This window comes from Actinokineospora xionganensis (genome assembly GCF_014323725.1).
GTDB classification, from domain to species: Bacteria; Actinomycetota; Actinomycetes; order Mycobacteriales; family Pseudonocardiaceae; genus Actinokineospora; species Actinokineospora xionganensis.
Genome location: NZ_JABVED010000026.1, coordinates 33,483 through 59,430, shown reverse-complemented (window position 1 = coordinate 59,430; position 25,948 = coordinate 33,483). Strand labels below are relative to the sequence as shown.

General features: G+C 71.0%; 26 protein-coding genes. 24 read left to right on the top strand and 2 right to left on the bottom strand.

Going from position 1 to position 25,948, the window contains the following annotated elements; genetic code table 11:
• Positions 1-124: 124 nt before the first annotated feature.
• Positions 125-826, bottom strand: a complete 702-nt coding sequence (locus tag GPZ80_RS29360) for an ArsR/SmtB family transcription factor (RefSeq protein ID WP_187224354.1) — start codon at positions 824-826, stop codon at positions 125-127.
• Between the two features lie 52 nt (positions 827-878).
• On the opposite strand from GPZ80_RS29360, the gene GPZ80_RS29355 reads away from it, so the two are divergent.
• The 23 genes from GPZ80_RS29355 (at position 879) to GPZ80_RS29245 (ending at position 23,494) form a co-directional block, all read left to right on the top strand.
• Positions 879-2,231, top strand: coding sequence for an MBL fold metallo-hydrolase (locus tag GPZ80_RS29355; protein WP_187224353.1), 1,353 nt, complete (start codon positions 879-881; stop codon positions 2,229-2,231).
• 26 nt (positions 2,232-2,257) lie between these two features.
• A complete protein-coding gene (locus GPZ80_RS29350) occupies positions 2,258-3,538 on the top strand; it encodes an MFS transporter (protein WP_222720038.1) in 1,281 nt (426 codons plus the stop codon).
• 16 nt (positions 3,539-3,554) lie between these two features.
• Entirely contained in the window at positions 3,555-3,875 is a 321-nt protein-coding gene (gene cmtR, locus GPZ80_RS29345) for a Cd(II)/Pb(II)-sensing metalloregulatory transcriptional regulator CmtR (protein ID WP_187224351.1), read from the top strand.
• A complete protein-coding gene (locus GPZ80_RS29340; protein ID WP_187224350.1) occupies positions 3,872-4,507 on the top strand; it encodes a cation diffusion facilitator family transporter in 636 nt (211 codons plus the stop codon). Before cmtR ends, GPZ80_RS29340 begins: the two co-directional genes overlap by 4 nt.
• A gap of 17 nt (positions 4,508-4,524) precedes the next feature.
• Entirely contained in the window at positions 4,525-4,773 is a 249-nt protein-coding gene (locus GPZ80_RS29335; RefSeq protein ID WP_187224349.1) for an alkylmercury lyase, read from the top strand.
• 102 nt (positions 4,774-4,875) lie between these two features.
• Entirely contained in the window at positions 4,876-6,207 is a 1,332-nt protein-coding gene (locus GPZ80_RS29330) for an FAD-dependent oxidoreductase (RefSeq protein WP_187224348.1), read from the top strand.
• Positions 6,208-6,211: 4 nt separating this feature from the next.
• The gene (locus GPZ80_RS29325) at positions 6,212-7,423 is read left to right on the top strand and encodes an MFS transporter (protein ID WP_312880646.1); all 1,212 of its coding nucleotides are present in this window, start codon (positions 6,212-6,214) and stop codon (positions 7,421-7,423) included.
• 197 nt (positions 7,424-7,620) lie between these two features.
• A complete protein-coding gene (kdpF, locus tag GPZ80_RS33085) occupies positions 7,621-7,716 on the top strand; it encodes a K(+)-transporting ATPase subunit F (protein WP_187224347.1) in 96 nt (31 codons plus the stop codon).
• Positions 7,716-9,377 (top strand): potassium-transporting ATPase subunit KdpA, encoded by a 1,662-nt coding sequence (kdpA, locus tag GPZ80_RS29315; RefSeq protein ID WP_187224346.1) that lies wholly within the window; start codon positions 7,716-7,718, stop codon positions 9,375-9,377. The genes kdpF and kdpA overlap by 1 nt, the downstream gene beginning before the upstream one ends.
• Positions 9,374-11,437, top strand: coding sequence for a potassium-transporting ATPase subunit KdpB (gene kdpB, locus GPZ80_RS29310; RefSeq protein ID WP_187224345.1), 2,064 nt, complete (start codon positions 9,374-9,376; stop codon positions 11,435-11,437). The genes kdpA and kdpB overlap by 4 nt, the downstream gene beginning before the upstream one ends.
• Positions 11,438-11,442: 5 nt before the next feature.
• Positions 11,443-12,024, top strand: coding sequence for a potassium-transporting ATPase subunit C (locus GPZ80_RS29305; RefSeq protein WP_187224344.1), 582 nt, complete (start codon positions 11,443-11,445; stop codon positions 12,022-12,024).
• A 4-nt stretch (positions 12,025-12,028) separates the two neighbouring features.
• Positions 12,029-14,533, top strand: a complete 2,505-nt coding sequence (locus GPZ80_RS29300; protein ID WP_312880645.1) for a DUF4118 domain-containing protein — start codon at positions 12,029-12,031, stop codon at positions 14,531-14,533.
• Positions 14,530-15,249, top strand: coding sequence for a response regulator (locus GPZ80_RS29295; protein ID WP_187224343.1), 720 nt, complete (start codon positions 14,530-14,532; stop codon positions 15,247-15,249). The genes GPZ80_RS29300 and GPZ80_RS29295 overlap by 4 nt, the downstream gene beginning before the upstream one ends.
• Positions 15,250-15,486: 237 nt before the next feature.
• On the top strand, positions 15,487-15,984 hold the full coding sequence (locus tag GPZ80_RS29290; RefSeq protein ID WP_312880644.1) for a hypothetical protein: 498 nt from the start codon (positions 15,487-15,489) through the stop codon (positions 15,982-15,984).
• Between the two features lie 65 nt (positions 15,985-16,049).
• Positions 16,050-16,553, top strand: coding sequence for a hypothetical protein (locus tag GPZ80_RS29285; RefSeq protein ID WP_187224342.1), 504 nt, complete (start codon positions 16,050-16,052; stop codon positions 16,551-16,553).
• Position 16,554: 1 nt separating this feature from the next.
• A complete protein-coding gene (locus GPZ80_RS29280; protein WP_187224341.1) occupies positions 16,555-17,718 on the top strand; it encodes an MAB_1171c family putative transporter in 1,164 nt (387 codons plus the stop codon).
• Positions 17,715-18,491 carry a class I SAM-dependent methyltransferase gene (locus GPZ80_RS29275; RefSeq protein WP_312880643.1) on the top strand — a complete coding sequence of 259 codons (777 nt, stop codon included), beginning with the start codon at positions 17,715-17,717 and terminating at the stop codon, positions 18,489-18,491. The genes GPZ80_RS29280 and GPZ80_RS29275 overlap by 4 nt, the downstream gene beginning before the upstream one ends.
• Before the next feature lie 13 nt (positions 18,492-18,504).
• Positions 18,505-19,122, top strand: a complete 618-nt coding sequence (locus tag GPZ80_RS29270; protein ID WP_187224340.1) for a TetR/AcrR family transcriptional regulator — start codon at positions 18,505-18,507, stop codon at positions 19,120-19,122.
• A 704-nt stretch (positions 19,123-19,826) separates the two neighbouring features.
• On the top strand, positions 19,827-20,174 hold the full coding sequence (locus tag GPZ80_RS29265; RefSeq protein ID WP_187224339.1) for a hypothetical protein: 348 nt from the start codon (positions 19,827-19,829) through the stop codon (positions 20,172-20,174).
• A 96-nt stretch (positions 20,175-20,270) separates the two neighbouring features.
• Complete coding sequence (locus tag GPZ80_RS29260; protein ID WP_187224338.1) at positions 20,271-21,377, top strand: PLP-dependent cysteine synthase family protein; 1,107 nt, start codon at positions 20,271-20,273, stop codon at positions 21,375-21,377.
• The gene (locus tag GPZ80_RS29255; protein ID WP_187224337.1) at positions 21,374-22,621 is read left to right on the top strand and encodes an MDR family MFS transporter; all 1,248 of its coding nucleotides are present in this window, start codon (positions 21,374-21,376) and stop codon (positions 22,619-22,621) included. Before GPZ80_RS29260 ends, GPZ80_RS29255 begins: the two co-directional genes overlap by 4 nt.
• Positions 22,622-22,658: 37 nt before the next feature.
• Positions 22,659-23,126 (top strand): PaaI family thioesterase, encoded by a 468-nt coding sequence (locus GPZ80_RS29250; RefSeq protein ID WP_187224336.1) that lies wholly within the window; start codon positions 22,659-22,661, stop codon positions 23,124-23,126.
• On the top strand, positions 23,123-23,494 hold the full coding sequence (locus GPZ80_RS29245) for a YchJ family protein (RefSeq protein ID WP_312880641.1): 372 nt from the start codon (positions 23,123-23,125) through the stop codon (positions 23,492-23,494). Before GPZ80_RS29250 ends, GPZ80_RS29245 begins: the two co-directional genes overlap by 4 nt.
• Positions 23,495-23,607: 113 nt before the next feature.
• Here GPZ80_RS29245 and GPZ80_RS29240 read toward each other — a convergent pair whose 3' ends face one another.
• On the bottom strand, positions 23,608-24,774 hold the full coding sequence (locus GPZ80_RS29240; RefSeq protein WP_187224335.1) for a PucR family transcriptional regulator: 1,167 nt from the start codon (positions 24,772-24,774) through the stop codon (positions 23,608-23,610).
• 93 nt (positions 24,775-24,867) lie between these two features.
• Here GPZ80_RS29240 and GPZ80_RS29235 point away from each other — a divergent pair, with 93 nt between their 5' ends.
• On the top strand, positions 24,868-25,938 hold the full coding sequence (locus GPZ80_RS29235) for a ferredoxin reductase (protein WP_187224334.1): 1,071 nt from the start codon (positions 24,868-24,870) through the stop codon (positions 25,936-25,938).
• The last annotated feature ends 10 nt before the right edge of the window (positions 25,939-25,948 follow it).

Genomic DNA, 25,948 nt, shown 5'->3' with positions numbered 1-25,948 from the left:
CAACGAGTGGCTATGACTTCGAAACACGGCCTAGTCCGCCTCCCCGGAATTTCACACTGGGGTCACCTGTCGGGTGATGGTGCGGATTGATGGGTGACCGTCGTCAGGTTTCGGCACGGTCCCCTCAGGTGCGGGTTCGTAGCGCCGACGGAACGTCAAACACCGCCTGATCAGCGGTCTCCACGGGGAGGGCGGCGAGGCGCCACTCGAGCATGCCGTCGGCGAGGCGGACGGCTTGGCGGCCCCGCGCTCGCAGCAGGCGGACAGCTTCGTGCGCCAGCACGCAGTAGGCGCCTCGGCAGTACGCCACGATCTCCTGGTCCGCGGGCAGGTCGGCGAGCAGGTCCGCCAAGTCGTCCAGGGGGACGGATCGGGCGCCGGGGATGTGCCCCGCGGCGAACTCCTCGGCGGGACGCACATCGATCACCGCCGCGCGGCCCGCCTCGACGCGGCGGAGCAGTTCGTCGCGGGTGACGGATTCGGTTTCCGGGCCCAGGTAGGCGGTGGCGGCGGCGCCGACATCGGGGAGTCGTTCGTGGGCGACGGTCCGCACGAGCGCGTAGAGCGCGGCGACATCTCCGCCCGCGAGCCGATAGTAGATCTTGGTGCCGTCGCGGCGGGTCTCGACGAGGTTGGCCTGTTTGAGCGTCTGCAGGTGCGCCGACGCCGTGGTCAGGCCCAGGTCGGCCGCGCGGGAAAGCGCGTCCACGGTCCGCTCGCCTTGGGCGAGCAGGTCGAGCAGTTCGAGGCGCTTTCCGCTGGCCAGGGCCTTGCCCACGCGGGCGAACTGGTCGAAAAGCGCGGTCTTCGCGAGACGGGCACCCATCATTCTCCAATCTTCTGTGGAATAGTGTAGAACTATAGCCGAGGAGGACACCGTGACCGCAGTCGATGTTGTTCCGCTCGTGGACGAGGGATTGGGCAATTCCGCTTATCTGGTCGACCTCGGCGACGGCCGGGCGCTGGTGGTCGACGTCAGTCTCGACCTTCGGCAGACCGACAGGGAAGCGGGCAGGCGCGACCTCCGGGTCGCCTTCGCCGCCGACACCCACCTGCACGCCGACTTCCTGTCCGGCGCGCGGCAGCTCTCCGCCACCGAGGACGCGCGGGTGCTCGCCTCGGCCGCCGGGCACCGGGAGTTCACCCACACCGGGCTGCGCGACGGCGACGAGGTCGACCTTGGCGGCCTTCGGCTGCGCGCCCTCGGCACACCCGGCCACACCCATGAGCACCTCTCGTTCCTGCTGCTCGACGGGGACCGCCCGGTCGGCGTGTTCACCGGCGGCTCACTGATCGTCGGGTCGGCCGCGCGCACCGACCTGGTCGCGCCGGGACGCACGGAAGAGTTGGCGCGCAAGCAGTTCCACTCGCTGCGCCGTCTCGCCGAACTACCTGACGACGTGACGGTGTGGCCCACCCACGGCGCCGGGTCGTTCTGCTCGGCTCCCCCGGGCGCCGAGCGCACCAGCACGATCGGCCGCGAGAAGGCGACCAATCCCTTGCTGCGGCTGACCGACGAGGACGAGTTCGTCACCCGGCTGCTGGGGTCACTGGGCAGCTATCCGCCGTACTTCGCCCGGCTGGGCGAGATCAACCGACTCGGGCCACCGATTCTGGCCCGACCGCCGCTGCTGCCCGAACTGGACGTCGACACCGTGCGCGCCCTGCTCGACGACGGCGCGCTGATCGTGGACATCCGCCCGGTTCCCGAATTCGCCGCCGCCCACGTGCCGGGAGCGCTGTCGAACCCGGCCCGCCCGGCCTTCGCCTCCTGGCTGGGCTGGCTGGCGCCCGACGACCGGCCGTTGGTGATCATGCGCGGCCCCGACCAGGATGCCGCCGAGATCGCCTGGCAGGCCGCCAAAATCGGGTACGCCAACCTGGCGGGCGAGTGCGCCTTCGACGCTTGGACGGCCGCGCGGTTGCCGACCACCGCCACCAAGCTGATCACGGCCGACGAGGTCTCCGGAAATGTGCTCGACGTCCGACAGTCGGCGGAGTTCGCGGGCGGGCACCTGCCGGGCGCGACCCACATCGAACTCGGCGACCTCGCCGACCGTGCCGATGAGGTGCCCGCGGAACCGACCGTGGTCATGTGCGGCCACGGCGAACGCGCCATGAGCGCGGCGAGTGTGCTGGAACGAGCGGGCCACCGTGGCCTGGCGGTGCTGGTCGGCGGGGCGGAGGACTGGGGCCACGCCACCGGCGGCCGGCTCGCCACCGGCCCATGACTTCCCGATCCTCCAACACCCTCCACATGGGACAGACCGGAGACAGCCGCGTGAGCACCGACCTTCGTCTCGGCCTGCGGGCCAACCTCGCCCAGTTCAGCCTGCTCGTCGCCGTCAACGCGCTGGTCGGCGGCGTGCTGGGCCAGGAGCGCACGGTCCTGCCGCTGCTCGCCGAGCAGACGTTCCACCTGTCCGGCTACACCTTCCTGCTGACCTACGTGCTCGCGTTCGGCCTGACCAAGGCCGCCACCAACTACTTCGCGGGCACCTGGTCGGACCGGTTCGGCCGCAAACCCGTGCTCGTCGCGGGCTGGCTGATCGCGATTCCCGTGCCGCTGATGCTGATCTGGGCCCCGAGTTGGGGCTGGGTCGTCGCCGCGAACGTGCTGCTCGGCGTCAACCAGGGCCTCACCTGGTCCACCACGGTGATCATGAAGATCGACCTGGCCGGCCCCAGCAGGCGCGGCCTGGCGATGGGACTCAACGAGGCCGCCGGGTACATGGCGGTCGCCGCCACCGCACTGGCCACCGGCTATCTCGCCGCACGCTACGGGTTGCGGCCCGCGCCGTTCCTGCTGGGCCTGTCCTACGCCGCGCTCGGCCTCGGGTTGACCGTGTTCGCCGTCAAGGAGACGCGTGAACACGCACGGCTCGAAGCCACCAACCACGTCGCCCGCGAGGACGGCCGCCACGACCATCTGCACGCCGACCTGACCAGCAAGGAGATCTTCGCCCACACCAGTTTCCGCGAGCCCGCGCTGTCCTCGGCCAGCCAGGCCGGGATGGTCAACAACCTCAACGACGGCCTCGCGTGGGGCCTGTTCCCGATCCTGTTCGCCACCGCCGGGCTCTCCGTGTCCCGCATCGGCATCCTCGCCGCCGTCTACCCCGCCGTCTGGGGTCTCGGGCAGTTGGTCACCGGCCCGCTCTCGGACCGCTGGGGGCGCAAACACCTGATCACAGCCGGGATGCTGCTGCAAGCCCTCGCCCTGGCCATGGTCGCGCTCGTCGACACGTTCGGCCTGTGGGTCACGGCCGCGGCGCTGCTCGGCGCGGGCACGGCGATGGTCTACCCGACGCTGCTGGCCACCGTCGGCGACGTCGCCCACCCGGTCTGGCGGGCGCGGGCGGTCGGCGTCTACCGGCTCTGGCGCGACGGCGGCTTCGCGGTCGGCGCGGTGCTCGCGGGTGTGGTGGCCGACCTGTGGGGCCTGCGCGCGGCGATCTGGGTGGTCGCGGTGATCACCGCCATCTCCGGGCTGGTGGTGGCGGTCCGGATGTACGAAACCAAGACAGTTCAGCAGTAGCTGTATAGTTCTGCGAATGCTGACCTGTGAGACCCGGGAGTCCGCGCTCGCCCGACTGGGAAGGGCGCTGGCCGACCCGACCCGCTGTCGGATCCTGCTGTCCCTTCTCGACGGACCGGGCTACCCGGCACGGCTCGCCGAGGAACTCGCGCTCACCCGGTCCAACGTGTCCAACCATCTGTCGTGCCTGCGCGGCTGCGGACTCGTCGTCGCCGCGTACGAGGGCAGGCAGGTCCGCTACGAACTCGCCGACGCCCACCTGGCCCGCGCGCTGCGCGAACTCGTCGACGTCGTGCTCGCCGTCGACCCCACCGACGACTGCGCGGACCCGGCATGAGCGAGTGCGCTTGCTGCGCCCCCGCGGCGGAGAGAACCGTGGAGCGCCAACAGGTCCTGACCCGCCGGGTACGGCTGCTGGTCGCGGCGACCATCAGCTACAACATCGTCGAGGCGATCATCGCGATCACCGCGGGCACCATCGCCTCCTCGACCGCGCTGATCGGGTTCGGCCTGGACTCGGTCATCGAGGTCGCCTCGGCGACCGCCCTGGCGTGGCAGTTCGCCGCGAAGGACCACAAGACCCGCGAACGGACGACGCTGCGGATCATCGCGGTGTCGTTCTTCGTCCTGGCCGCCTACGTGACGGTCGAGTCCGTCCGAGCGCTGCTCGGCGCGGAGGCGGCCGACCACTCACCCGTCGGCATCGCCCTGGCCGCCGCGTCGCTGGTGATCATGCCCGGCCTGTCCTACGCCCAGCGCCAGGCCGGGCGGGAACTCGGCTCCGCGACCGCCGTCGCCGACTCCAAGCAAACCCTGCTGTGCACGTACCTGTCCGCCGTCCTGCTTGTGGGCCTGGTCCTCAACAGCACGCTCGGCTGGTGGTGGGCGGACCCGATCGCGGCCATGACCATCGCCGCCGTCGCCCTGAAGGAGGGCCGCGAAGCCTGGCGCGGAAACCACTGCTGCTAAAGGAGAGAAGGACGACGATGAACGTCGATCTGTTCCACGCCCCCGACTGCCCCAACGCCGCGACGACTCGGGAACTCGTGCTGGACTGCCTCGCCGAAGCGGACGACATCGTCTTCGCCGAGCACATCGGGGACTACCGGTCGCCATCGGTCCTGGTCGACGGGGTCGACGTCATGGACGGCGGCCGGGAGGTCGCAGGCACCGCGTGCCGACTGGACCTGCCCACGCGTGAGCGGCTGTTGGCGGCATTCGCCGCCCGCGGGTGACCAACACGAGTATCGACGGGTATCGATGGTTGCATTAATCGACGGGAGTCGATACATTCGTCCTCGTTACATCGAACAACGTCGATGAAAGAGGTTTGGACGATGACTGACCTTCCAGTCGTGGTGGTGGGGGCCGGACCCGTGGGCCTGGCGGCGGCAGCCGAACTCCTGGAGCGTGGCCTGACCCCGTTGGTGCTCGAGCGCGGTGACCGAGCGGGCGCCGCGGTGGCCGAGTGGAACCACGTGCGCCTGTTCTCCCGCTGGGCCGAGCTGGTCGCCCCGGCCGCCCGCAGGCTGCTGGAACCGCGCGGCTGGACGCACCCGGACGTCGAGGCCTACCCGACCGGCGCCGAGTGGGCTTCGCTGTACCTCGCCCCGCTGGCCGAGGCCCTGGGCGAGCACGTCCGCTTCAACGCCGAGGTCGTCGGCGCGGCCCGCCGGGGACGCGACCGGGTCGTCGACGCCGGGCGCCACAGCGAGCCCCTGACCGTGCACCTCCGCACCGCCGAGGGCCGCGAGGAGCGAATCACCGCGCAGGCGCTGATCGACGCCTCCGGCACCTGGGGCACGCCGAACCCGCTGGGCGGCGACGGCCTCCCGGCGATCGGCGAGTTGGCCGCGGCCGACCGCATCAGCTACCGGGTGCCGAACCTGGCCGACGAGAGCGAACGCCTGGTGGGCAAGCACATCGCCGTCGCGGGCAGCGGGCACTCCGCGCTCACCGCGCTGGTGGTGCTCGCCGGTCTGGCCGAGCGCGAGCCTGCCACGAAGATCACCTGGGTGCTGCGTCGCGGCGCGACGGGCACCGTGTTCGGCGGCGGCGACTCCGACCAGCTCCCGGCCCGCGGCGCGCTGGGTCTGCGGGCGAGGGCGGCGGTCGAGTCCGGCCACATCTCCGTCGTCACCGGGTTCCGCGTCGAGCAGGTCGACCGAGCCGAGGACGGCAGGCTGACTCTCGTGTCCTCGGCAGGTGAGACCGTCGACGGAGTGGACGAGGTCGTGGTGCTGGCGGGCTTCCGCCCGGACCTGACCTGGCTCTCCGAGATCCGCCTCGACCTCGACCCGACCCTGCAGGCGCCGGTCGCGCTGGCCCCGCTGATCGACCCGAACGCGCACTCCTGCGGAACGGTGTACCCGCACGGCGCCAAGGAGCTCTCGCACCCGGAGCCGAACGTGTACCTCGCGGGCATGAAGGCCTACGGCCGGGCGCCGACGTTCCTCGCGCTCACCGGGTTCGAGCAGGTCCGCTCGATCGCCGCCGAACTCGCGGGCGACCGCGAGGCGGCCGAGCGGGTGGAGCTGGTGCTGCCCGAGACCGGTGTCTGCGGCGGCGCGGGCCTGTTCGACGACGCGCCGGCGGAGGCCTCGGGTGGCGGCTGCTGCGCCCCGCCCGCGGTCGAGTCGCTGACCCTCGCCGCGCCCGCCGCGCGCTGACATCGTGACGGCGGTAGCCACAGAAGTCGCCCCGACGGAGACCCCCGCGGGTCTCCGTCGGGTGCTGATCACCTTGTGCGTCACCGTGATCACCGGCTGGGGCGTGCTCTACTACGCCCTGCCGGTGCTGGCGGGCGACATCGCCGCCGACACCGGCTGGTCGACCACCGGGATCATCGCGGCGCTCTCGGCGAGCCAGCTGGTGGCCGCGGCCGCGGGGATCCCCATCGGCCGGTGGCTCGACCAGCACGGTCCACGCGGGGTGATGACCGCGGGCTCCGCGCTCGCGGTCCTCGCGCTGGTGGCCGTGGCGTCGGCGCCGACGCTGTGGTGGTTCATCGGGGCGTGGTCGGTCGCGGGCGTCGCGAAGGGCGCGACCCTCTACGCGCCCGCCTTCTCCGCGGTGACCCGCTGGCACGGACCGAACCGGGTGCGCGCGCTCACCGCGCTGACCTTGGTCGGCGGTTTGGCGAGCACGGTCTTCGCTCCCCTGACCGCGCTCCTCGCGGATTCCCTGAACTGGCGCGGCACCTTCCTGGTGCTGGCCGCGATCCTCGGCGTGATCACCATCCCCGCCCACTGGTTCGGCCTGCGTCTGCCGTGGCCCCCCCGCCCGCAGGCGCAGCCGGAGCACGCCGATCCCGGCCGGATCAGCCGCAGCCGGGAGTTCATCACGCTGACCGTCGCGTTCAGCGTGGCCGCGTTCGCGACCTCCGCGGTCGTGATCAACCTGATCCCACTGCTGGCCGAACGCGGCATCGACACGGCGACAGCGGCGATGGCTCTCGGGCTCGGCGGCGCGGGCCAGGTGGCAGGCAGACTCGGCTACGGCGTCCTCGCCCGGCACACCACCCCGAGGACCCGCACCGCCGCGATCCTCGCCGCGATGGCGGTCACGACAGTCGTCCTCGGTGTCCTGACCACGGTGACCGCGCTGATCGGCGCCGCCATCCTCGCGGGTGTCGCCCGAGGCGTGTTCACCCTGATCAAGGCCACCGCGGTCAGCGACCGGTGGGGCTCGGCGCACTACGGCAGGCTCAGCGGCGTGCTGTCGGCGCCGCTGACGATCTGCACCGCGCTGGCCCCGTTCGCCGGCGCGGCACTCGCCCAAGCGGTCGGCGGCTACTCGACGGCCTTCGTGATCCTCGGGGCGATCACCCTGGCAGGCGCCCTGATGGCGCTCGCGACAGGCGGGGCGACCCTCAAGGGCGCGTAAAGATCGCCCGCAGGCGCGTCAGGACGTCGTCAGCGACGCTCAAGGCGGATCGGCGCGACCGCAGGATGGCGATGCCCGGGCCGCCACAGGCGGCGGCCCCGCCTGAAGAGAGTCGTCATGGCCGATACGGCCTACCTCTTACTGCTGATCGCCGGTTTCGCGGTCCTCACGCTGATCGTCCGCGGGCTGGAGCGCGGGTGAACGACGTGCTCGCCAACGCCGTCGGCGGCGTCCTCGCCCTGCTGCTGGTCATCTACCTGTTCGTCGCGCTGATCCGCCCGGAGCGGTTCTGATGACCGACACCACAGCGGGCCTCTTACAACTCGGTGTGCTGCTCCTGGCCCTGGCGGTCGCCTACAAACCGCTCGGCGACCACATGGCCCGCGTGTTCACCAGCGACCGACACCTCCGGGTCGAACGCGGCGTCTACGCGGCGGCCCGGGTCGATCCGGATTCCGAGCAGAACTGGGGCACCTACGCGAGGGGTGTCCTCGGGTTCTCCTTCGTCTCGATCCTGTTCCTCTATCTGCTGCAGCGGATCCAGCCTTGGCTGCCCATGGACTTCGGTCGCGGCGCGGTGGAGCCGTCGATGGCGTTCAACACCGCGGTCAGCTTCGTGACCAACACGAACTGGCAGTCCTACGTGCCGGAGACCGTGCTCGGCCACTCCGTGCAGCTGGTCGGGCTGACCGTGCAGAACTTCGTCTCCGCCGCGGTCGGCCTCGCGGTCGCGATCGCACTGATCCGCGGGTTCACCCGCTCGCGCACCGACCGGCTGGGCAACTTCTGGGTCGACCTCGTTCGTGGCGTGGTCCGCATCCTGCTGCCACTGTCCTTTGTGTTCGCCATCGTCCTGGTCGCGCTCGGCGTCGTGATGAGTCTGCGGTCCGGTGTGGACTACACGACTCTTGACGGCGCGGGGCACACCAGCGCGCTCGCCCCGGCCGCGAGCCAGGAGGCGATCAAGGAGCTGGGCACCAACGGCGGCGGCATCTTCAACGCGAACTCCGCGCACCCCTTCGAGAACCCGAGCGCCTGGACCAACCTGCTGGAGATCTTCCTGCTGCTGGTCATTCCCGTGTCGCTGACCCGCACGTTCGGGACGCTCGTCGGCGACCGCCGCCAGGGAACCGTGCTGCTCGCGGTGATGGGCACGATCTGGGCGGGCATGCTCGCGGTCCTCTGGTGGGCCGAGACGCACCCGAACGGTCCGGCCGCCCTGGTCGCGGGCGCTTCCACCGAGGGCAAGGAGGTCCGCTTCGGCATCGCCGGGTCGGCGCTGTTCGCCAACAGCACCACCGGCACGTCGACCGGCGCGGTGAACTCGACGCACGACAGTCTCAGCGGCCTCGGCGGCGGCACCGCCATGCTGAACATGCTGTTCGGCGAGATGACACCGGGCGGTGTGGGGACCGGGATGTACAGCATCCTGGTGATGGCCATCATCGCCGTGTTCCTCGCCGGGCTGATGGTCGGCCGCACCCCGGAGTACCTGGGCAAGAAACTCGGCCGCCGCGAGGTGACGGCCGCGGCGATCGTGCTGCTGGCCATGCCGACAGTGCTGCTGGTCGGCGCCGGGATCGCCGCCGTGCACCCGGGAACGGCCGCCGCGCTGAACAACTCCGGCGCACACGGGCTTTCCGAGATTCTCTACGCCTACGCGTCGGCGTCGAACAACAACGGCAGCGCGTTCGCCGGGATCACAGTGACCAGCGACTGGTTCCAGTCGTCGCTGGGCCTGTGCATGCTCTTCGGCCGGCTCATCCCGATCATCGCCGTGCTCTGCCTCGCCGGTTCCCTTGCCGCGCAACGCAAGACCCCGGCGACAGCGGGCACGCTGCCCACCACCGGCCCGCTGTTCGTCGGCCTGCTCAGCGGCACGGTCGTCCTGGTCGCAGCGCTCACTTTCGTCCCGGCGCTGGCGCTGGGCCCCATCGCGGAGGCACTGGCATGAGCGTTCTCACCCGTGAGCCGGTCGACGCCCGGCAACACCACGCCGAGAAGACCGGGCGCGTCGGCGCGGGCGTGTTCAGCCCGCGGCAACTCCTCATTTCGCTCCCGGACGCGCTGCGCAAGCTCGACCCGAGGCACCAGGCGCGCAACCCGGTCATGTTCGTCGTGTGGGTCGGGTCGGTGCTGGTCACGGTCTTCGCGATCACTGATCCCAGCGTGTTCACCGTGGCTCTGGCCTGCTGGCTGTGGTTCACCGTGCTGTTCGCCAACCTGGCCGAGGCGGTGGCCGAGGGGCGTGGCCGGGCGCAGGCGGAGACGCTGCGCCGGGCCAAGCGGGAAACCGTGGCGCGTCGACTCCGCGACGGCCGCGAGGAATCCGTTCCCGGCGCGGAACTCGCGATCGGCGACCTGGTCGTGGTCGAGGCGGGCGAGGTGATCCCGGGCGACGGCGACGTCGTGGAGGGCATCGCGACCGTCGACGAATCGGCCATCACCGGGGAGTCCGCGCCGGTCATCCGCGAATCCGGCGGCGACCTGACCGCGGTCACCGGGGGCACGACCGTGCTCTCGGACCGCATCGTCGTGCGGATCAGCACCAGGCCCGGCGAGTCCTTCGTGGATCGCATGATCGCGTTGGTGGAAGGCGCCAAGCGGCAGAAGACACCCAACGAGATCGCGCTGACGATCCTGCTGTCCACGCTGACAATCATCTTCCTGCTCGCGGTCACCGCGCTGCAGCCGATGTCGATCCACGCCGGGGCGCCGCAGTCCGTGGCGGTGCTGGTCGCACTGCTGGTCTGCCTGATCCCGACGACGATCGGGGCGCTGCTCTCGGCGATCGGCATCGCCGGGATGGACCGGCTCGTGCAGCGCAACGTGCTCGCCACGTCCGGCCGGGCGGTCGAGGCGGCGGGCGACGTGAGCACCCTGCTGCTGGACAAGACCGGCACCATCACCTTCGGCAACCGCCGGGCGACCGAACTCATCCCGGTCGGCGAGTCCACAGTGGACGAGCTGTGCGCGGCCGCCCGGCTGTCCAGCCTGGCCGACGAGACCTCGGAGGGCCGCAGCATCGTCGAGCTCTGTCCCGGGTTCACGACCGTCCCGAACGCGGAGTTCGTCCCGTTCAGCGCGCAGACCCGGATGAGCGGCGTCGACTTCGACGGCGTTTCGGTCCGCAAGGGAGCGGCGAGCGCGGTCACCGACTGGGTTCACGCCCACGGCGGCGAGGTTCCCGAGGCGGTCGCCGCGATCACCGACCGGGTCGCGGCCGATGGAGCCACTCCCCTGGTCTGCGCGGAGCTGTCGGACGGTGTCGCGACGGTGCACGGGGTCATCCGACTGTCCGATGTGGTCAAACCAGGGATGCGCGAGCGGTTCGCCGACCTGCGCGCCATGGGGATCAAGACGGTGATGATCACCGGCGACAATCCCCTGACGGCCAAGGCGATCGCGGCCCAGGCCGGGGTCGACGACTACCTCGCCGAGGCCAAGCCGGAGGACAAGCTCGCGCTGATCCGGGCCGAACAGGAGGGTGGCAGGCTCGTCGCGATGACCGGCGACGGCACCAACGACGCGCCCGCGCTCGCCCAGGCCGACGTCGGGGTCGCGATGAACACCGGGACGGCGGCGGCCAAAGAGGCCGGGAACATGGTCGACCTGGACTCCGACCCGACCAAGCTCATCGAGATCGTGGCGATCGGCAAACAGCTGCTGATCACCCGCGGCGCGCTGACGACGTTCAGCCTGGCCAACGACCTGGCCAAGTACTTCGCGATCCTCCCCGCGATGTTCGCGGCGATCCATCCGGCGCTGGACAAGCTGAACGTCATGGGCCTGGCCACGCCGAAATCGGCGATCCTGTCCGCGGTGATCTTCAACGCGCTGGTCATCGTCGCCCTGATCCCGTTGGCGCTCAAGGGAGTCCGCTACCGGCCCGGCGGCGCGTCCGCGCTGCTGCGACGCAACCTGCTGGTCTACGGGCTAGGCGGGGTGGTCACGCCGTTCCTCGGCATCTGGCTGATCGACCTGCTTGTCCGTCACATCCCCGGGATTGGGTGACTCCGATGACCTCGTTGTTCCGCCAGACCACGGCAGGCCTGCGGGTCCTGCTTGTGCTGACCGTGCTCACCGGTGTGCTGTATCCGCTGTCGGTGTGGCTGGTGACCAGGCTGCCCGGCCTGCAGCACCACGCCGAGGGCTCGGTGGTGTCCGTCGACGGCCGCGCGGTCGGCTCCGACCTGATCGGAGTTGACCTCGTGCCTGCCGATCCCGCGCACGACCCGTGGTTCCACACCCGGCCCAGCACCATCACCGACACCACCACCTCGGGCGCTTCCAACAAGGGCGCGGGCGACGCCGACCTCCTGTCCGCGGTCGCCGAACGCCGGGAGACGGTGGCCCGACGGGAGGGCGTCGACCCGGCGGAGGTGCCCGCGGACGCGGTGACCGCGTCCGCGTCCGGGCTCGACCCGCACATCAGCCCGGCCTACGCCGACCTGCAGGCCCCCAGGGTGGCGCGGGAGACCGGGGTGCCGGTCGAGACGGTCCGCGGGCTGATCCGGGAGCACACGACCGGATGGTTCTCCGCCGTCGACGTGCTGCGCCTCAATCTCGCCGTGCGCGCGGCCGCGGGCGGAGCAAACTGACCAGGTGAGCGAGACCGAAGGGAACCGCCCGCGCCGGGGCGAGCTGCGCATCTACCTCGGCGCGGCCCCCGGCGTGGGCAAGACCTTCGCCATGCTGGACGAGGGCAGGCGCAGGCGCGACCGGGGCACCGACGTCGTCGTCGGGCTGGTCGAGACGCACGGGCGGGCGAAGACGGCCGCGCTGCTCGACGGCTTGGAGGTGGTCCCGCGGCGGCGGTCCGAGCACCGCGGGGTCGAGCTGACCGAACTGGACGTGGATGCCGTGCTGGCCCGCAGGCCGCGGCTGGCCCTGGTCGACGAACTCGCCCACACGAACGTCCCCGGCAGCCGCAACGCCAAGCGGTGGCAGGACATCGAGGAACTGCTCGACGCCGGGATCGACGTGCTGTCCACGGTGAACATCCAGCACCTGGAGGGGCTCAACGACGTCGTCGAGGGGATCACCGGTGTGCGCCAGCAGGAGACCGTGCCCGACGAGGTGGTGCGCCGGGCCGAGCAGGTCGAGCTGGTCGACCTGACCCCGGAGGCGCTGCGCCGCAGGCTGGCCCACGGCAACGTCTACCCCGAGCACCGGGTCGACGCCGCCCTCGGCAGCTACTTCCGCCCCGGCAACCTGATCGCCCTGCGCGAGCTGGCCCTGCTCTGGGTCGCCGACCAGGTCGACGTCGCCCTGCGCCGCCACCGCGCCGACGAGTCGATCACCGACGCCTGGGAGACGCGGGAACGCGTGGTCGTCGCCGTCACCGGTGGCGCCGAGAGCGAGACCATGATCCGTCGCGCCCGCCGCATCGCGTCGCGGGCGGGCGCGGACTTCCTAGTCGTGCACGTCCTGCGCGGCGATGGCCTGGCGGGCGCCGACCCGCTCGCCCTCACCCGGTTGCGCACCCTCGCCGAAGACGTGGGCGCGACCTTCCACACCGTGGTCGGGGACGACGTGCCCACCGCGCTGCTCGACTTCGCCCGCGGCGTCGACGCCACCCAGCTCGTGCTGGGCACCTCGCGGCGCTCCCGCCTCGCCCGACTGCTCGACGCGGGCATCGGCTCGGCGGTGCTGCAGGGCTCGGGCGCGATCGACGTGCACATGGTGACCCACTCGGAGTCGGGAAGGCGGTCCGGCTCGACGGCGCGCGGCGCGCTGAGCCGTCGACGGCGGCTGCTCGGGCTGGCCGCCGCGGTCCTCGGCCCGGTGCTGGTCTCCGTCCTGGGACTGCCGCTTCGCGCGACCCTGGAGATCTCGACGCTGGTCGTCGGGCACATGCTGGTGATCGTGCTGGTCGCGATGCTCGGCGGCATCGGGCCCGCGCTCGTGGCGGCGCTGCTCAGCGGGGCGCTGCTCAACTTCTTCTTCACCGCGCCGTACCACACGCTGCTCGTGGCGGATGGTCAGAACGTCCTCGCCCTGGCCGGAATGGTCGTCGCCGGCGTGCTGGTCGCGGCGATCGTCGACCGGGCGAGCAGGCGGGCGGAGGAAGCCGCCCGGGCCGGGACGGAGGCGGCGCTGCTCGGCTCCTACGCGCGGACCGTGCTGACGCACAAGGAGCCACTTCCCCGGCTGCTGACCAAGATCCGGGAGAACTTCAGCCAGGACTCGGTGGCGCTGCTGGAGAATCGCGACGGCGAGTGGCATGAGGCCGCGCTCGCCGGGACGCACTCCTCCGGCGAGCCCGACACCGAGGTCCCGGTCACCGAGGGCATCGTGCTCGCCCTGCGCGGCAAGCCGCCTGCCGCGGCGGACCGGCGCGTCCTGGAGACGGCCGCGAGCCAGGCGCTGCTCGCACTGCGCCAGCAGCGGATGGCCGAGGAAGCCGCGCACGGGCGGGCCATGGCCGACACCGCCAAGCTGCGCACCGCCCTGCTCTCCGCGGTCGGACACGACCTGCGCACCCCGCTCACCTCCATCAAGGCCGCCATCGGCAGCCTGCGCGACACCTCCATCGAGCTGTCCCCGCACGACACGAACGAACTGCTCGCCACCGTCGAGGAGTCCGCCGACCGCCTCGCCGGGCTGGTCGACAACCTGCTCGACGCGTCCCGGCTGGCCACAGGAGCGGTCCGCCCGCACCTCGACGAGGTCGGCTACGACGAGGTGGCGAGCCGCGCGCTGTCCGGAATGGACGGACGGGAGGCGGTGGCGGTCGACATCGACGAGCGGCTGCCACCGGTGCTCGCCGACGCGGGCCTGCTGGAGCGGGTCATCGCCAACGTCGTCGACAACGCCCTGCGGCATGGCGGTTCCGGGGTCGCCGTGCGGGCCAGCAGCCACGCCAACCAGGTCGAACTGCGGGTCGTCGACCGCGGCCCGGGGCTGCCCAAAGGCGCCGCCGACACCGCGTTCGAACCGTTCCAGCGGCTGGGCGACCGGGACCCGACTACCGGTGTCGGCCTGGGGCTGGCGGTCGCCAAGGGGTTCACCGAGGCCATGGGTGGCACGATCAGCGCGGAGGACACCCCAGGCGGCGGCCTGACCATCGTGATCGCGCTGCGCGCGGCCGGGAACGGAGCGACGTGACCAAGATCCTGGTTGTCGACGACGAGCCGCAGATCGTGCGGGCGCTGCGGATCAACCTGACCGCGCGCGGGTACGAGGTCGTCACCGCCGCCGACGGCGCCGCCGCCCTGCGCGCGGCCGCCGAGACCAAACCCGACGCCGTCGTGCTCGACCTCGGGCTGCCCGACATCGACGGCACGGAGGTGATCCACGGCCTGCGCGGCTGGAGCACCGTCCCGATCATCGTGCTGTCGGCCCGGGTCGACTCCACCGACAAGGTCGTGGCCCTGGACGCGGGCGCCGACGACTACGTCACCAAGCCCTTCGGCATGGACGAACTCCTGGCCCGCCTGCGCGCCGCCGTCCGCCGGGCCTCGACCGTGCCCACCGACGACGACCCGGTCGTGGAGACCGAGGCGTTCACGATCGACATCGCCGCCAAGAAGGTCCACCGCGACGGCGTGGAGGTACACCTGACCCCGACCGAATGGGGGATGCTGGAGATCCTGGTGCGCAACAAGGGCAAGCTGATCGCCCAGAAGCAGCTGCTGCAAGAGGTGTGGGGCCCGAACTACGGGGACGAGAAGCACTACCTGCGGGTGTACATGGCCCAACTGCGCCGCAAACTCGAACCGCGCCCCAGCGACCCGCGCTACCTGCTCACCGAACCAGGCATGGGCTACCGCTTCGAGACCCCCGAGCTGGGAACAAGACTCGGCGACCGGGATCGGACTTAGGCCCGCGCGTGCCCTCAGCACCGCGCGGGCCCGCCCGCCCTCACGTTAGTGGCCGAATTTCTTCGGCCGGGACAGCCGTGAGCGGTTCCCCGCGCTGAGAAGCCCCCTGGCCCTCTCAGCAACCGTCCGCTTTAGCGGATGCCCTGTGGTGAGCATAGGCTAAGACTGCCTCCGTTTGTCAACCACACCAGGGTGATCCACACTAAGCTCTGAACGAAAGCGTCCGCTGCAGCGGATGTGAAAGCCGAGGATGAGGACAGCGCGATGGGCCCCCAGCAGCGCAGGGACGAGGTTGCCGAGGGTGTTCTCGCCGAGAAGATCAACCACCTGTTGTCCCGGTTGTACCCCGAGAAGGAGTCACGGCCCGGCTACGCGAAGCTGGCGGGTCAGATCCGGGAGCAGACCGGGAAAGCCATGTCGGCGACCTACCTGTGGGAGCTGGCCAGCGGCCGCAAGCGCAACCTGACCCAGGACACCCTGGTCACCCTGGCCGAGTTCTTCGGCGTCCCGGCCGAGTACTTCCTCGACGACGTGGTGGCCTCCCGGGTCGACGCCCAGCTCGACCTGGCGCTCGCGCTGCGCAACCAGAAGGTTCGCTCGATCGCGCTGCGGGCCGAAGGACTGTCTGACGATACGCTGGACGCGCTGCTGGCCATGGTCACCGAAGCGCGTCGGATCGAGCGGCTGGGGCCCGCGACGGACTCGGGCGAGCCCCGGCCCGAGCGGGACGAGTGATGCTCTGCACTCCCGGACCGTGGCCGCGGTTCCGGAGGTGCCCAAGCGGAGGTGTCGGCGACGACATGATCACACGACGCGGCTACAAGAAGTGCCGCACACTGGTGGACGGTCTCGCGCTGCCCAGGCCGTTCTCCGTCTCAGCGCTCGTGGAGATGCTCGCCGAGCAGCGGCAGCGGCCCATCGACATCGGCACGCTGCCCGCGGGGCTCACCGTCAACGCCTGCGGCGCGTGGCTGCACCTCGCCGACCGCGATGTGATCTTCGTCGAAGCCAAGACCAGCCCGTTCCACCGCGACCACATCGTGCTGCACGAGATCGGCCACATGCTGTGCGACCACCGCAGCAAGGCGGACGATATCGTGGCCGAGCTCGGGCGGTTTCTTCCTGACCTGTCGCCCGCGCTGGTGCGCCGACTGCTGGCGCGTACCAGCTACAGCACCGACGAGGAGCAGGAGGCGGAACTGGTGGCGAGCTTGATCCGGATCACCGCGCAGGCACAGGCGCCCGGTGGTTCCACCGGGGCGCTGAGCGAACTAGAGGCCGCGCTCGGCCTGTGGAGCCGCTGACATGACACCGGCTCTGCTCAAGCAGTTCGGCACCGCCCTTGTCATGTACGGCGCGATCGCGCTCTGGATCGCCCTCGCCCTGCGCATGCCCGGCGCGATGCGCTCCCGGCCGCAGCGGCGGCTGCTGATCGCCATCGCGGGCCTTGCCGGGTCGATCACCGTGTACCTCGACCCGATCACCAAGGTGCTCAACGAGACCTACGTGCTCGGAACAAGTTGCGGCATCGCGATGAACATCTGGGGCGTCATCAGCTCCGCGTTCATCCTCGACTTCGTGCTGGCGGCGATCTCGCGCCGCAGGCCGCTGCTCGTCTACGGGTCCGCGGCCGCTGTCTGCGTCGCGCTGATCTGGCTCAACACCGGCCCGGTGCCCGCCGCGGGCTGCGTCACCTCCATCGCGGTCCCCTGGTACAGCCCGTTCTGGTGGCTGCTGTGCGTCGCGCACGTCGTCGCCGTGCTGCCCTGCGCCGTGCTGTGCGCCCGCTACGCCCGCCAGGCGAGCACCCGCGCCCTGCGTGCCGGTCTTCTGCTCCTCGCGGCGGGTTTCGCCTCGTCGACGATCTTCTGGTCGTTCGTGGTCCTGGGCTACCTGCTGACGCACAACCCGTGGCTGGGCTCCTCGTTCTCGCTGAACATCGGCATCACCGCCTGGCTGATGGTGGCCGGGGTGACGGTGCCGGTCGTCGCCCACGTCTGGCGCCTGTCGCGTGACCTGCGGGTCCTGCGCGCGCTCGAACCGCTGTGGCAGGACCTGGTCGAAGCCGTTCCGCACGTGCGGATGCCCGACCCCAAGGCCCGTTTCGCGTCCATCGACATGCGGCTCTACCGCCGGGTCATCGAGATCCGCGACGCGCTGCTGATCCTGCGCGACTACGTCGACCAGGACACCGTCGACGCGGCGAAGGCCCACGCGCTGGCCGACGACCCGAACTCCGACACCGTCGAGGCGCGCGCCACCGCGCGCTGGCTGGTGGTGGCCCAGCAGGCCAAGGCGCGGGGCGTCGAGCCGCGACCGGACGCCGACGCCACGGCGTCGCAGCGGCCGGGCAACGACGACCAGTGGACCGGCGAACTGGCCTTCCTCGAACTGCTGTCGCAGGCCTGGCGCTCGCCCGGCGCGCTGGAGTTCGCCGGAGCCAAGTCGGCGGCGGAGGAGACCGCGTGAGCGGCGGCTACCGCGACGGTGTGCTGAGCAAGGACTCCCCCGGGGAACGCAACAGGCTCGGGTCCATCCAGTCCTCCGTGGACGGATTCACCACCGGCATCCTCGACGAGCTGGGGGTCGACAAGGACTGGGCGTGCCTCGAACTGGGGGCGGGGGCGGGCTCCATCGCCGACTGGCTGGCCGAGCGCTGCCCCGATGGCCGGGTCGTCGCGGTCGACGTCGACACCCGCTACCTCAACGCGGACCGCTACGAGGTGGTCGACGCCGACATCACCGACGCCGCGTTCTCTCCCGGCCGGTTCGACCTGGTCCACGCCCGGTTTGTGCTGTGCCACCTGCCCGAGCGCGACAAGGTCGTCCAGCGGGCGGCGTCATGGCTCAAGCCGGGCGGCTGGCTGGTCGTGACCGACCCGTACCAGTTGCCTGGTGAGACGTCGCCGTTCCCGGTGATGACCCGGATCATGGACACCTACCGCGAGGTCATGGCAGGCCACGGCGCCGACCTCACGTGGGCGCGCGGACTGCCGTCGCTGCTGGCGGGCGCGGACCTGTCGTCGATCGACTTCACCGGCAGGCTCGCCTGCATGGGCAACCTGGAGCGGGACAGGTGGCGTCCGCTGATCGACCAGGCCGCCCCCGGGCTGCTGAAGAGCGGCAAGGTCACCCAGGCCGACCTCGACGAGTTCCACACCCTGCTCGCCGACCCGGAGTTCATCGACATCCCCCAGTTCACCCTCGCCGCCTGGGGCCGCGCCATTACTACCAACGCGTAATAATGTGCGGGTGGTGACCGGACGCGAAGTACCGACCAAACGCAAGCGGCGCGTGTACGCCGCCCGCGTCCCGGTCGAACAACGCCGATCGGAACTCCTCAACGCCGCCCTGCACTTGGTGGTGACCTCAGGACACACGGCGGTCACAATGGACGCGGTGGCGGAGCAGGCCGGGGTCACAAAACCAGTCGTCTACGGCGTCTTCAACAACCGCGCGGAACTCCTGGACACCCTGCTGCGCCGCGAACAGGAACAGGGCCTGTCCCAACTGGCGGCGATCCGCCCAGACCCGGCGAACACGAACCCGGGCGCCCAACTCGCCCACATCCTCGCGGAGTTCTTGACGGCGGTTCGCGAGGCCCCGCAGCGGTGGACCTGCATCGTGATGCCGATGGCGGACATGCCCGCGCAATTCCACGCGGTACGGGAAGAAGCGCGGGAAAGGGTGCTGAAACGCACCGAGAAATTGGCAAGCGAACTGCTTCCGAAGAACAAGGCCGACATCGACCCGGAGATCGTCGCCCACACGGTGGTGACCTTGTTCGAGATGGCAGCACGCCTGGTTCTGGCCGACCCTGAGCACTACCGACCGGAGCGATTCACCGCCGCAATCCAAGCCGCACTCACTTAGCGCCGAGCACCGGCCACCCCACCGAACGCGCCGGGCCTGACCAGGTCGGGCCGGGCTCTTCAGCCTGACTTCGGAACCACCCGAACAGGCACCCGCCCGGTCACGCCAGCGAACCACCCAACAGGCACCGCCCCAAGCCGGCCAGCGGACCACCAGGCGATCTCAAGCCACCGAACGACTCCGAAACACAGAGCGCCGCGAAGCCCGCAAACTCTCCAGGCAAGCCCGAACCACCTGCCTGTTCGCCAAAGAGTCCGGCACCGCCCCACAAGTCCCGCACAGCAACGCCACAGTCCCCGCGACCTCATCCACCGCCACCGAAACCGCCCGCCCACACCCACGGCACCATCGGTGCCCGGTCACCGCGATGGCGTGCTGCGGCGACGAAACGCACTCGTGGACCCACCGTCGGTGCAGCCCACACGTGATCCGGTCGTGCGGCGACAGTGTGCCGCGTTGCTCGGCACGGTCCTCCACGTCGAGCGTGACGGCCAGCCCGGCGGAGATGGTCGCGATCGGTTTGGTGTCCATGCTCCCAGCATCGACCGTCCCACCCGGACAGTGAATTCGTGAAGTTACGTATTTCGGTACCTACATCGCACGTACGTACCCTCGGCGGGCTGGGAATTTCACATCGGGGCCCAGCCCCGAGATGTGGGCCACACCGCGAACGGTGTTCAGCCATCGCTGCTAGTTTCGAGATCATGAGGATTCAGCCGACTCGCACGTCGCGGCGTGGTTCGTGGTCGGCCGTCGCCTTGCTGGTCTCTTCGCTGCTCGCCCTCGCGGTCGCCCTCTGTCCGCCGCACCAGGACACCATCGGCGCCGCGCCCGTCGCCGCCGAGCAGCACCTCGACGGATGTGGCGTCGCGGCACACGAGCGGCATGTGCCCGATCCGGTGAGCACTCCCGGCGTGCCCCAGGGCGAACCGGTGGCGACGGAGTTCTCCACGCCCCTCGCCGAACTCGAAGCCGTGATCACCCCGTGCGCGCCATTACCCAGACCGTCGGGTCGCGCGTTACTCGTCGAGATCTCGGTCGCCAGGTCCTGACAGGGCCCCCGGCCCGGTCCCGCCACGCATGCGCACGTGGCAGGTGATCCGGCCGGTCACGGCCATTGCTGAGGACACTCGTGAATCGGGAACTCGATGACTGACATTCTGCGTGCGCACGCGAACACGGCACTGCACGTCAACCCCGCGGCGGCGACCTGCCTGACCGCCGCCAACGCGGTGGGCAACACGCCCGTGCTCTGGATCGACCGCCCACTGAGCCCCGCCGGACGGGGTTTCTGGGCGAAGCTCGAAGGCTGCAACCCCGGCGGGATCAAGGACCGCCCGGCTCTGCACATGGTGACCCGGGCCCGGGCGCGCGGCGACCTCGCGCCCGGCGCGACCATCGTCGAGTCCACCAGCGGCACCCTCGGACTCGGCTTGGCCCTGGCCGGGATCGTGCACGGGCACCCGGTCACCCTGGTGTCCGACCCCGGGATGGAACCGATGATGCACCGCCTGCTGAGCGCGTACGGCGCCCGGGTGGAGACGGTGACCGAGCCACACCCGCGGGGCGGGTGGCAGCAGGCGCGCAGGCAGCGGGTGCGCGCCATTCTCGACGCGGTCCCCGGCAGCTACTGCCCGGACCAGTACAACAACCCCGACAACGTCGCCGCCTACGCGCCGCTCGCGATGGAGTTGCTCGCCCAACTCGGCCGCATCGACGTGCTGGTGTGCTCCGTGGGCACGGGCGGGCACTCGGCGGGCATCGCGAAGGTGCTCCGCGAGCACTTCCCGCACCTGCGGCTCATCGGCGTCGACACAGTGGGGTCGACGATCTTCGGCCAGCCCGCGGGGACCCGGCTGATGCGCGGACTCGGGTCGAGCATCCACCCGCGCAACGTCGATTACGCGGCGTTCGACGAGGTGCACTGGGTCGCCCCCGCGGAGGCCGTCAAGTCGTGCCGCGCCTTGGCTTCCACGCACCACGCGGGCGGCGGCTGGAGCGTCGGCGCGGTCGCGCTCGTGGCGGGCTGGGCGGCCCGCACGCTGGACCCGCACACGCGGATCGTCGCGGTGTTCCCCGATGGCCCCCACCGCTACTTCGACACCGTCTACAACGACGATTACTGCGCCGCGCACGGCCTTCTCGACTCCCCGACACCCGTGGAACCGGACGTGATCGCGAGTCCGTCGGACCGGGTGGTCACCCGCTGGACCCGCTGCACCACGGTGCGGGCGCCCGAGGCGGCGGACGCATGACCGGCGTGCTGCGGGAGTACCGGTCGTTCGGCAGGCCGGTCCGGCTGATGGTGCTCAACCAGTTCACCATCAACCTGGGCTTCTACATGCTGATGCCGTACCTGGCGATGCACCTCTCTGGTGAGCTCGCGCTGGCCGGGTGGCTGGTCGGCCTGGTGCTCGGGGTGCGCAACTTCGCCCAGCAGGGCATGTTCCTGATCGGCGGCACCCTCGCCGACCGGTTCGGCTGCAAACCGCTCATCGTCGCCGGATGTGCCTTGCGCACAGCGGGTTTCGCGCTCCTCGGTCTGGTCGACACGGTCCCGGCGCTGATCATCGCCTCGGCCGCGACGGGATTCGCGGGGGCGCTGTTCAACCCGGCCGTGCGCGCCTATGTCGCCCGCGACGCGGGGCCTCGGCGGGTCGAGGCCTTCGCCCTGTTCAACGTCTTCTACCAGGCGGGAATCCTGCTCGGCCCGGTCGTCGGCCTCGGCCTCACCGCGCTGGACTTCCGGCTGACGTGCCTGGTGGCGGCCGGGGTCTTCGCGGTGCTGACGGTCCTGCAGATCCGGTCCCTGCCCCATCAGGAAGCGCCGCCGCGCCAGGCGGTCCGGGTGACCCGGGTGTGGCGGTCGATCCTGGCCAACCGGCCGTTCCTGCTGTTCTCCCTGGCGATGGTCGGCTCGTATGTCCTGTCGTTCCAGGTCTACCTGGCGCTGCCGCTGGAAGCCCGGCGGGTGATGGGCCCCGGCCCGGCCGGAACCGCCGTGGTGACCGCGTTGTTCGCCGTGTCCGCGGGTCTGGCGGTGGCGGGTCAGCTGCGGGTGACGGCGCTGTTCAAGCGCAAACTCGGTCCAGGCGGAAGCCTCGTCGCGGGCCTGGCCATGATGAGCGCCGCGTTCCTCCCGCCCGCCCTGACGTCCGGCTCAGGCGCCGCGCCCACCGTGGCGGCCCTGCTGACGAGCGCGATCCTGCTGGCGCTGGGCACCGCGGTGGTGTTCCCGTTCGAGATGGACACGATCGTCCGCCTGTCCGGCGACCACCTCGTCGCCACCCATTACGGCCTGTACAACACCGTCGTCGGCATCGGCATCCTGCTCGGCAACCTGTTCACCGGCACGGCACTGGACCTGGCGCGCGCCGCCGGGACGCCCGCGCTGCCCTGGCTGGCGCTCACCGTGATCGGAATCGCCTGCGCCGCCTACGTACACCGCCTGACCCGCTCCGAAGTGGAGCGGTCGGCGGCGGCGGTCCCGAGCCCGTGAGAAACAATGGGGCGGACCGGGACGAGTGGAGCAGGCCATGACGCGGCGTGACGACTTAGGGATCAGCATTCAGGAGCGGCTGTATCCCGATCTGCCGTGCTTCGGCTGCGGACACGGCAACGACAAGGGCCTGAAGCTGCGCAGCTACCCGGCCGACGGGTTCGTGACCGCCGAGTTCACGCCGTGGCCCGAGCACGACAACGGGCTCGGCTACCTCAACGGCGGCATCATCGGCACCGTCCTGGACTGCCACTCGGCCGCGGCGGTGATGTTGGAGGCGGACCGGCGGGGGTGGCCGCCGCTACCCGGGGCCGCGCTGTCGTATGTGACGGCAGGGCTGTCCGTGCGCTACCTGCGGCCCGCTCCCCTGCACGAGACGGTCGGCCTGAGCGCGACGGTGATCGAGGCGGCGGAGGCGGAGATGACCGTCGAGGTCGAGCTGACCTGGGACGGCAAGACCCGCGCCGCCGCGACCGCCGTGTGGAAGCGCTGGCGGCCGCGGTGACCCGCTGTCCCTGTGGAACCGGGGAGACCCTCGACGCCTGCTGCGGCAGGCTGCACTCGGGCGAGGCCAAGGCCGCCACTGCCGAGCAGCTGATGCGCTCCCGGTTCAGCGCCTTCGCCGTGGGCGACGAGGAATATCTGTTGTCCTCATGGCATTCCTCGACGCGCCCGCGGGAGCTTGACCTCGACCCCGGGCAGCGCTGGACCGCCCTGGAGATCATCGGCAAAACCCGCGGCGGCCCGTTCGACACCGAGGGGACGGTCGAGTTCCGCGCCCACTACCGCGAAGGCCGCACCACGGGCGTCCTGCACGAAAACAGCACCTTCACCCGCGAAAACGGCAACTGGCTCTACGTCAACGGAAGCTAGTCCGCCGCCTCCCGAGTTCCCTACCGGCTCCCAGCCGCGAGTCGCCCCGCGACTCACTTGCTGGAAGGGGCGACTCGCGCCCCTGTCGGTATCGTCGCGGGGCTTGCCGACACTTAGCCCCGGGCGGCCAAGGCCAAGGTCAGTTCCAGGACGGTGCGCGGGTCGTCGAGCTTGTCGCCGTACAGCTCGCGGAGCTGGCCCATGCGGTAGCGCACGGTCTGGGCGTGGACGAACAGGTCCGCGGCGATGTCCTCGCGCCTGCCGTGGTGCAGCAGCCACGACCGCAGGGTGTCGGTCAGCTTCTCCGCCGTCGTCGGCCGCAGCGCGCGGATCGGGGCCAGGACGCGGGCCCGCAAGTCCTCCAGCGCGCCTTCGTCGGCCCGCACCACCAGCTCCGCCAGGTGCTCGTCGGTGTCCCCGGCCAAACCGAGACGCCAGGCGCGCAGGGCGCGGTCATAGGACGTGCGCACCTGAAGCCAGTCGCGGGTCGGCCCGACGATGGCGTCCGTCCGCCGCAGCGCCCGCAGCAGTGTGGACCTGGGCGCGTCGGGTACCAGCAGGGCGCCGACCTCGTCCTCCAGACCGGGGACGTCCTCGGCGGGCTGCAGCGTCCGCGCGTCGAGCGGGGTCAGGGCCTTGCGCAGTTGGTCGACGGGCACCAACACCGCGGTCAGGGTCCGCGGCGGTGGCCAGTCGGCCCGCTCGGCGGCGGCGAGGACGGCGTCGGCGGGCGCCCCGGTCAGCAGGGCGTGGCTGAGCCGCTCCAGGTGCCGCTGCCTGACCCGGCCAGTGGTGGCCAGCTCGTCGGCGTGCCCGGCGACGCTGGCGGCGGACAGCTCATCGATATAGGCGAACACCAGCTCGGCGAACTGGGCCAGCGCCGCCGCGTCGAGACCGCCCTCCAGCGCGGCTGCCGCCAGCTCACGCCAGGACACCCTGGCCCCGACCCGGTACGCGGCGAGCAGCGCCTCCATCGACCGGCCGCTGCGCGCCTCGCCGCGGCCGAGGTCGCGGGCCCCGTCGACCGCGGGTCCCATCGGGATGCTCGGGTCGTCCCCTTTGGTCCGCGAGGCCAGGTCGAGGAAGCGGCCGAGGGCGAGTCGGACCGCCTTCTCGATGTTCGCGCCCATCTTGCCGCTGAGCGCCCCGGTGTAGCTGGGCACCTCGACGATGATCGCCGCCACCGTCAGCTCGGCGATCGACGGCAGCCGCGCTCGCAGGACGGCCTCGGCCGCGGCGGACAGTTCGAGGTCGGACACCTCACGTGGCCCTGGCGGCATGCGCACCTCTTTGTTCGCAGGGAATAGTTTCCCGCGCCCGATTCACACCTACTGGTCAGGACTTTACGCCGTACGGACCAGCAATATTGAAGTATGACCTCGACCGTGCCGCGACTGCGCGACCGGCTGCTGCGACTCGCCGAACTGGCGACGACCCCGCTGGTGCCCAGCGACTACCTCGACATCCTCAACCCGCTGCGTGCGGGCGCTGACCTGCGCGGACGCATCGAGGAGATCCGTCCGGAGACGCGTGACGCGGTCACCCTGGTCATCCGCCCCGGTCGCGGCTGGCGGCCGCACACCCCCGGTCAGTATGTCCGCATCGGCGTGGATGTCGACGGCGTGCGCCAGTGGCGGGCCTACTCGCTGACCTCCCCCGCCGACCGGGCCGACGGCCGCATCACCGTCACGGTGAAGGCCATCCCGGACGGCGTGGTCAGCAACCACCTAGTCCGACGCGCCCGGCCGGGCACGGTCATCCAACTCGACCAGGCCACCGGCGACTTCGTGCTGCCCGCCGAGCGTCCCGAGAAGGTCCTGTTCATCACCGCGGGAAGCGGCATCACCCCGGTGATGGGCATGCTCCGCTCGGCCCTCGGCGACCAGCGTGACCTGGGCGACATCGTCCTGCTCCACTCGGCGCCGACGTCGCAGGACGTGATCTTCGCCGGCGAGCTGCGCGCGCTGCGCGGCCGGATCACGCTGATCGAGCTGCACACCGACACCGACGGCATGCTCGATGTCGCCGACCTGGGAAAGCTCGTCCCGGACTTCGCCGAGCGCGAGACCTGGGCGTGCGGCCCCACCGGCCTGCTCGACGCGCTGCAGGCGCACTACACCGAGCGCGACCTGACCCTGCGCACCGAGCGTTTCCGCCCGACCGTCCTCGTCACCGGCGACGGCGGCACGGTCACCTTCGCCAATTCCAACACCGTCGTCAGCACAGACGGAACCGGCCCGCTGCTCGACGCGGGTGAGGCCGCGGGCGTCCTGATGCCGTCGGGCTGCCGCATGGGCATCTGCTTCGGCTGCGTCGTCCCACTTCGCGAAGGCGCGGTGCGCGACCTGCGCAACGGCGCCCTCACCACCGCCGCCCCCGGGGACGGCGTCCGCATCCAGACCTGCGTCACGGCCGCCGCGGGCGACTGCACAATCGAGCTGTAGAGGACTATCG

Excerpts from the sequence above, each read along its gene's own strand:
- GPZ80_RS29360 (WP_187224354.1), bottom strand. The coding sequence starts at position 826 with ATGGGTGCCCGTCTCGCGAAGACCGCGCTTTTCGACCAGTTCGCCCGC.
- GPZ80_RS29350 (WP_222720038.1), top strand. The coding sequence starts at position 2,258 with ATGGGACAGACCGGAGACAGCCGCGTGAGCACCGACCTTCGTCTCGGC.
- cmtR (WP_187224351.1), top strand. The coding sequence starts at position 3,555 with ATGCTGACCTGTGAGACCCGGGAGTCCGCGCTCGCCCGACTGGGAAGG.
- GPZ80_RS29340 (WP_187224350.1), top strand. The coding sequence starts at position 3,872 with ATGAGCGAGTGCGCTTGCTGCGCCCCCGCGGCGGAGAGAACCGTGGAG.
- GPZ80_RS29335 (WP_187224349.1), top strand. The coding sequence starts at position 4,525 with ATGAACGTCGATCTGTTCCACGCCCCCGACTGCCCCAACGCCGCGACG.
- GPZ80_RS29330 (WP_187224348.1), top strand. The coding sequence starts at position 4,876 with ATGACTGACCTTCCAGTCGTGGTGGTGGGGGCCGGACCCGTGGGCCTG.
- kdpA (WP_187224346.1), top strand. The coding sequence starts at position 7,716 with ATGACCGACACCACAGCGGGCCTCTTACAACTCGGTGTGCTGCTCCTG.
- kdpB (WP_187224345.1), top strand. The coding sequence starts at position 9,374 with ATGAGCGTTCTCACCCGTGAGCCGGTCGACGCCCGGCAACACCACGCC.
- GPZ80_RS29305 (WP_187224344.1), top strand. The coding sequence starts at position 11,443 with ATGACCTCGTTGTTCCGCCAGACCACGGCAGGCCTGCGGGTCCTGCTT.
- GPZ80_RS29285 (WP_187224342.1), top strand. The coding sequence starts at position 16,050 with ATGATCACACGACGCGGCTACAAGAAGTGCCGCACACTGGTGGACGGT.
- GPZ80_RS29280 (WP_187224341.1), top strand. The coding sequence starts at position 16,555 with ATGACACCGGCTCTGCTCAAGCAGTTCGGCACCGCCCTTGTCATGTAC.
- GPZ80_RS29265 (WP_187224339.1), top strand. The coding sequence starts at position 19,827 with ATGAGGATTCAGCCGACTCGCACGTCGCGGCGTGGTTCGTGGTCGGCC.
- GPZ80_RS29260 (WP_187224338.1), top strand. The coding sequence starts at position 20,271 with ATGACTGACATTCTGCGTGCGCACGCGAACACGGCACTGCACGTCAAC.
- GPZ80_RS29255 (WP_187224337.1), top strand. The coding sequence starts at position 21,374 with ATGACCGGCGTGCTGCGGGAGTACCGGTCGTTCGGCAGGCCGGTCCGG.
- GPZ80_RS29250 (WP_187224336.1), top strand. The coding sequence starts at position 22,659 with ATGACGCGGCGTGACGACTTAGGGATCAGCATTCAGGAGCGGCTGTAT.
- GPZ80_RS29240 (WP_187224335.1), bottom strand. The coding sequence starts at position 24,774 with ATGCCGCCAGGGCCACGTGAGGTGTCCGACCTCGAACTGTCCGCCGCG.
- GPZ80_RS29235 (WP_187224334.1), top strand. The coding sequence starts at position 24,868 with ATGACCTCGACCGTGCCGCGACTGCGCGACCGGCTGCTGCGACTCGCC.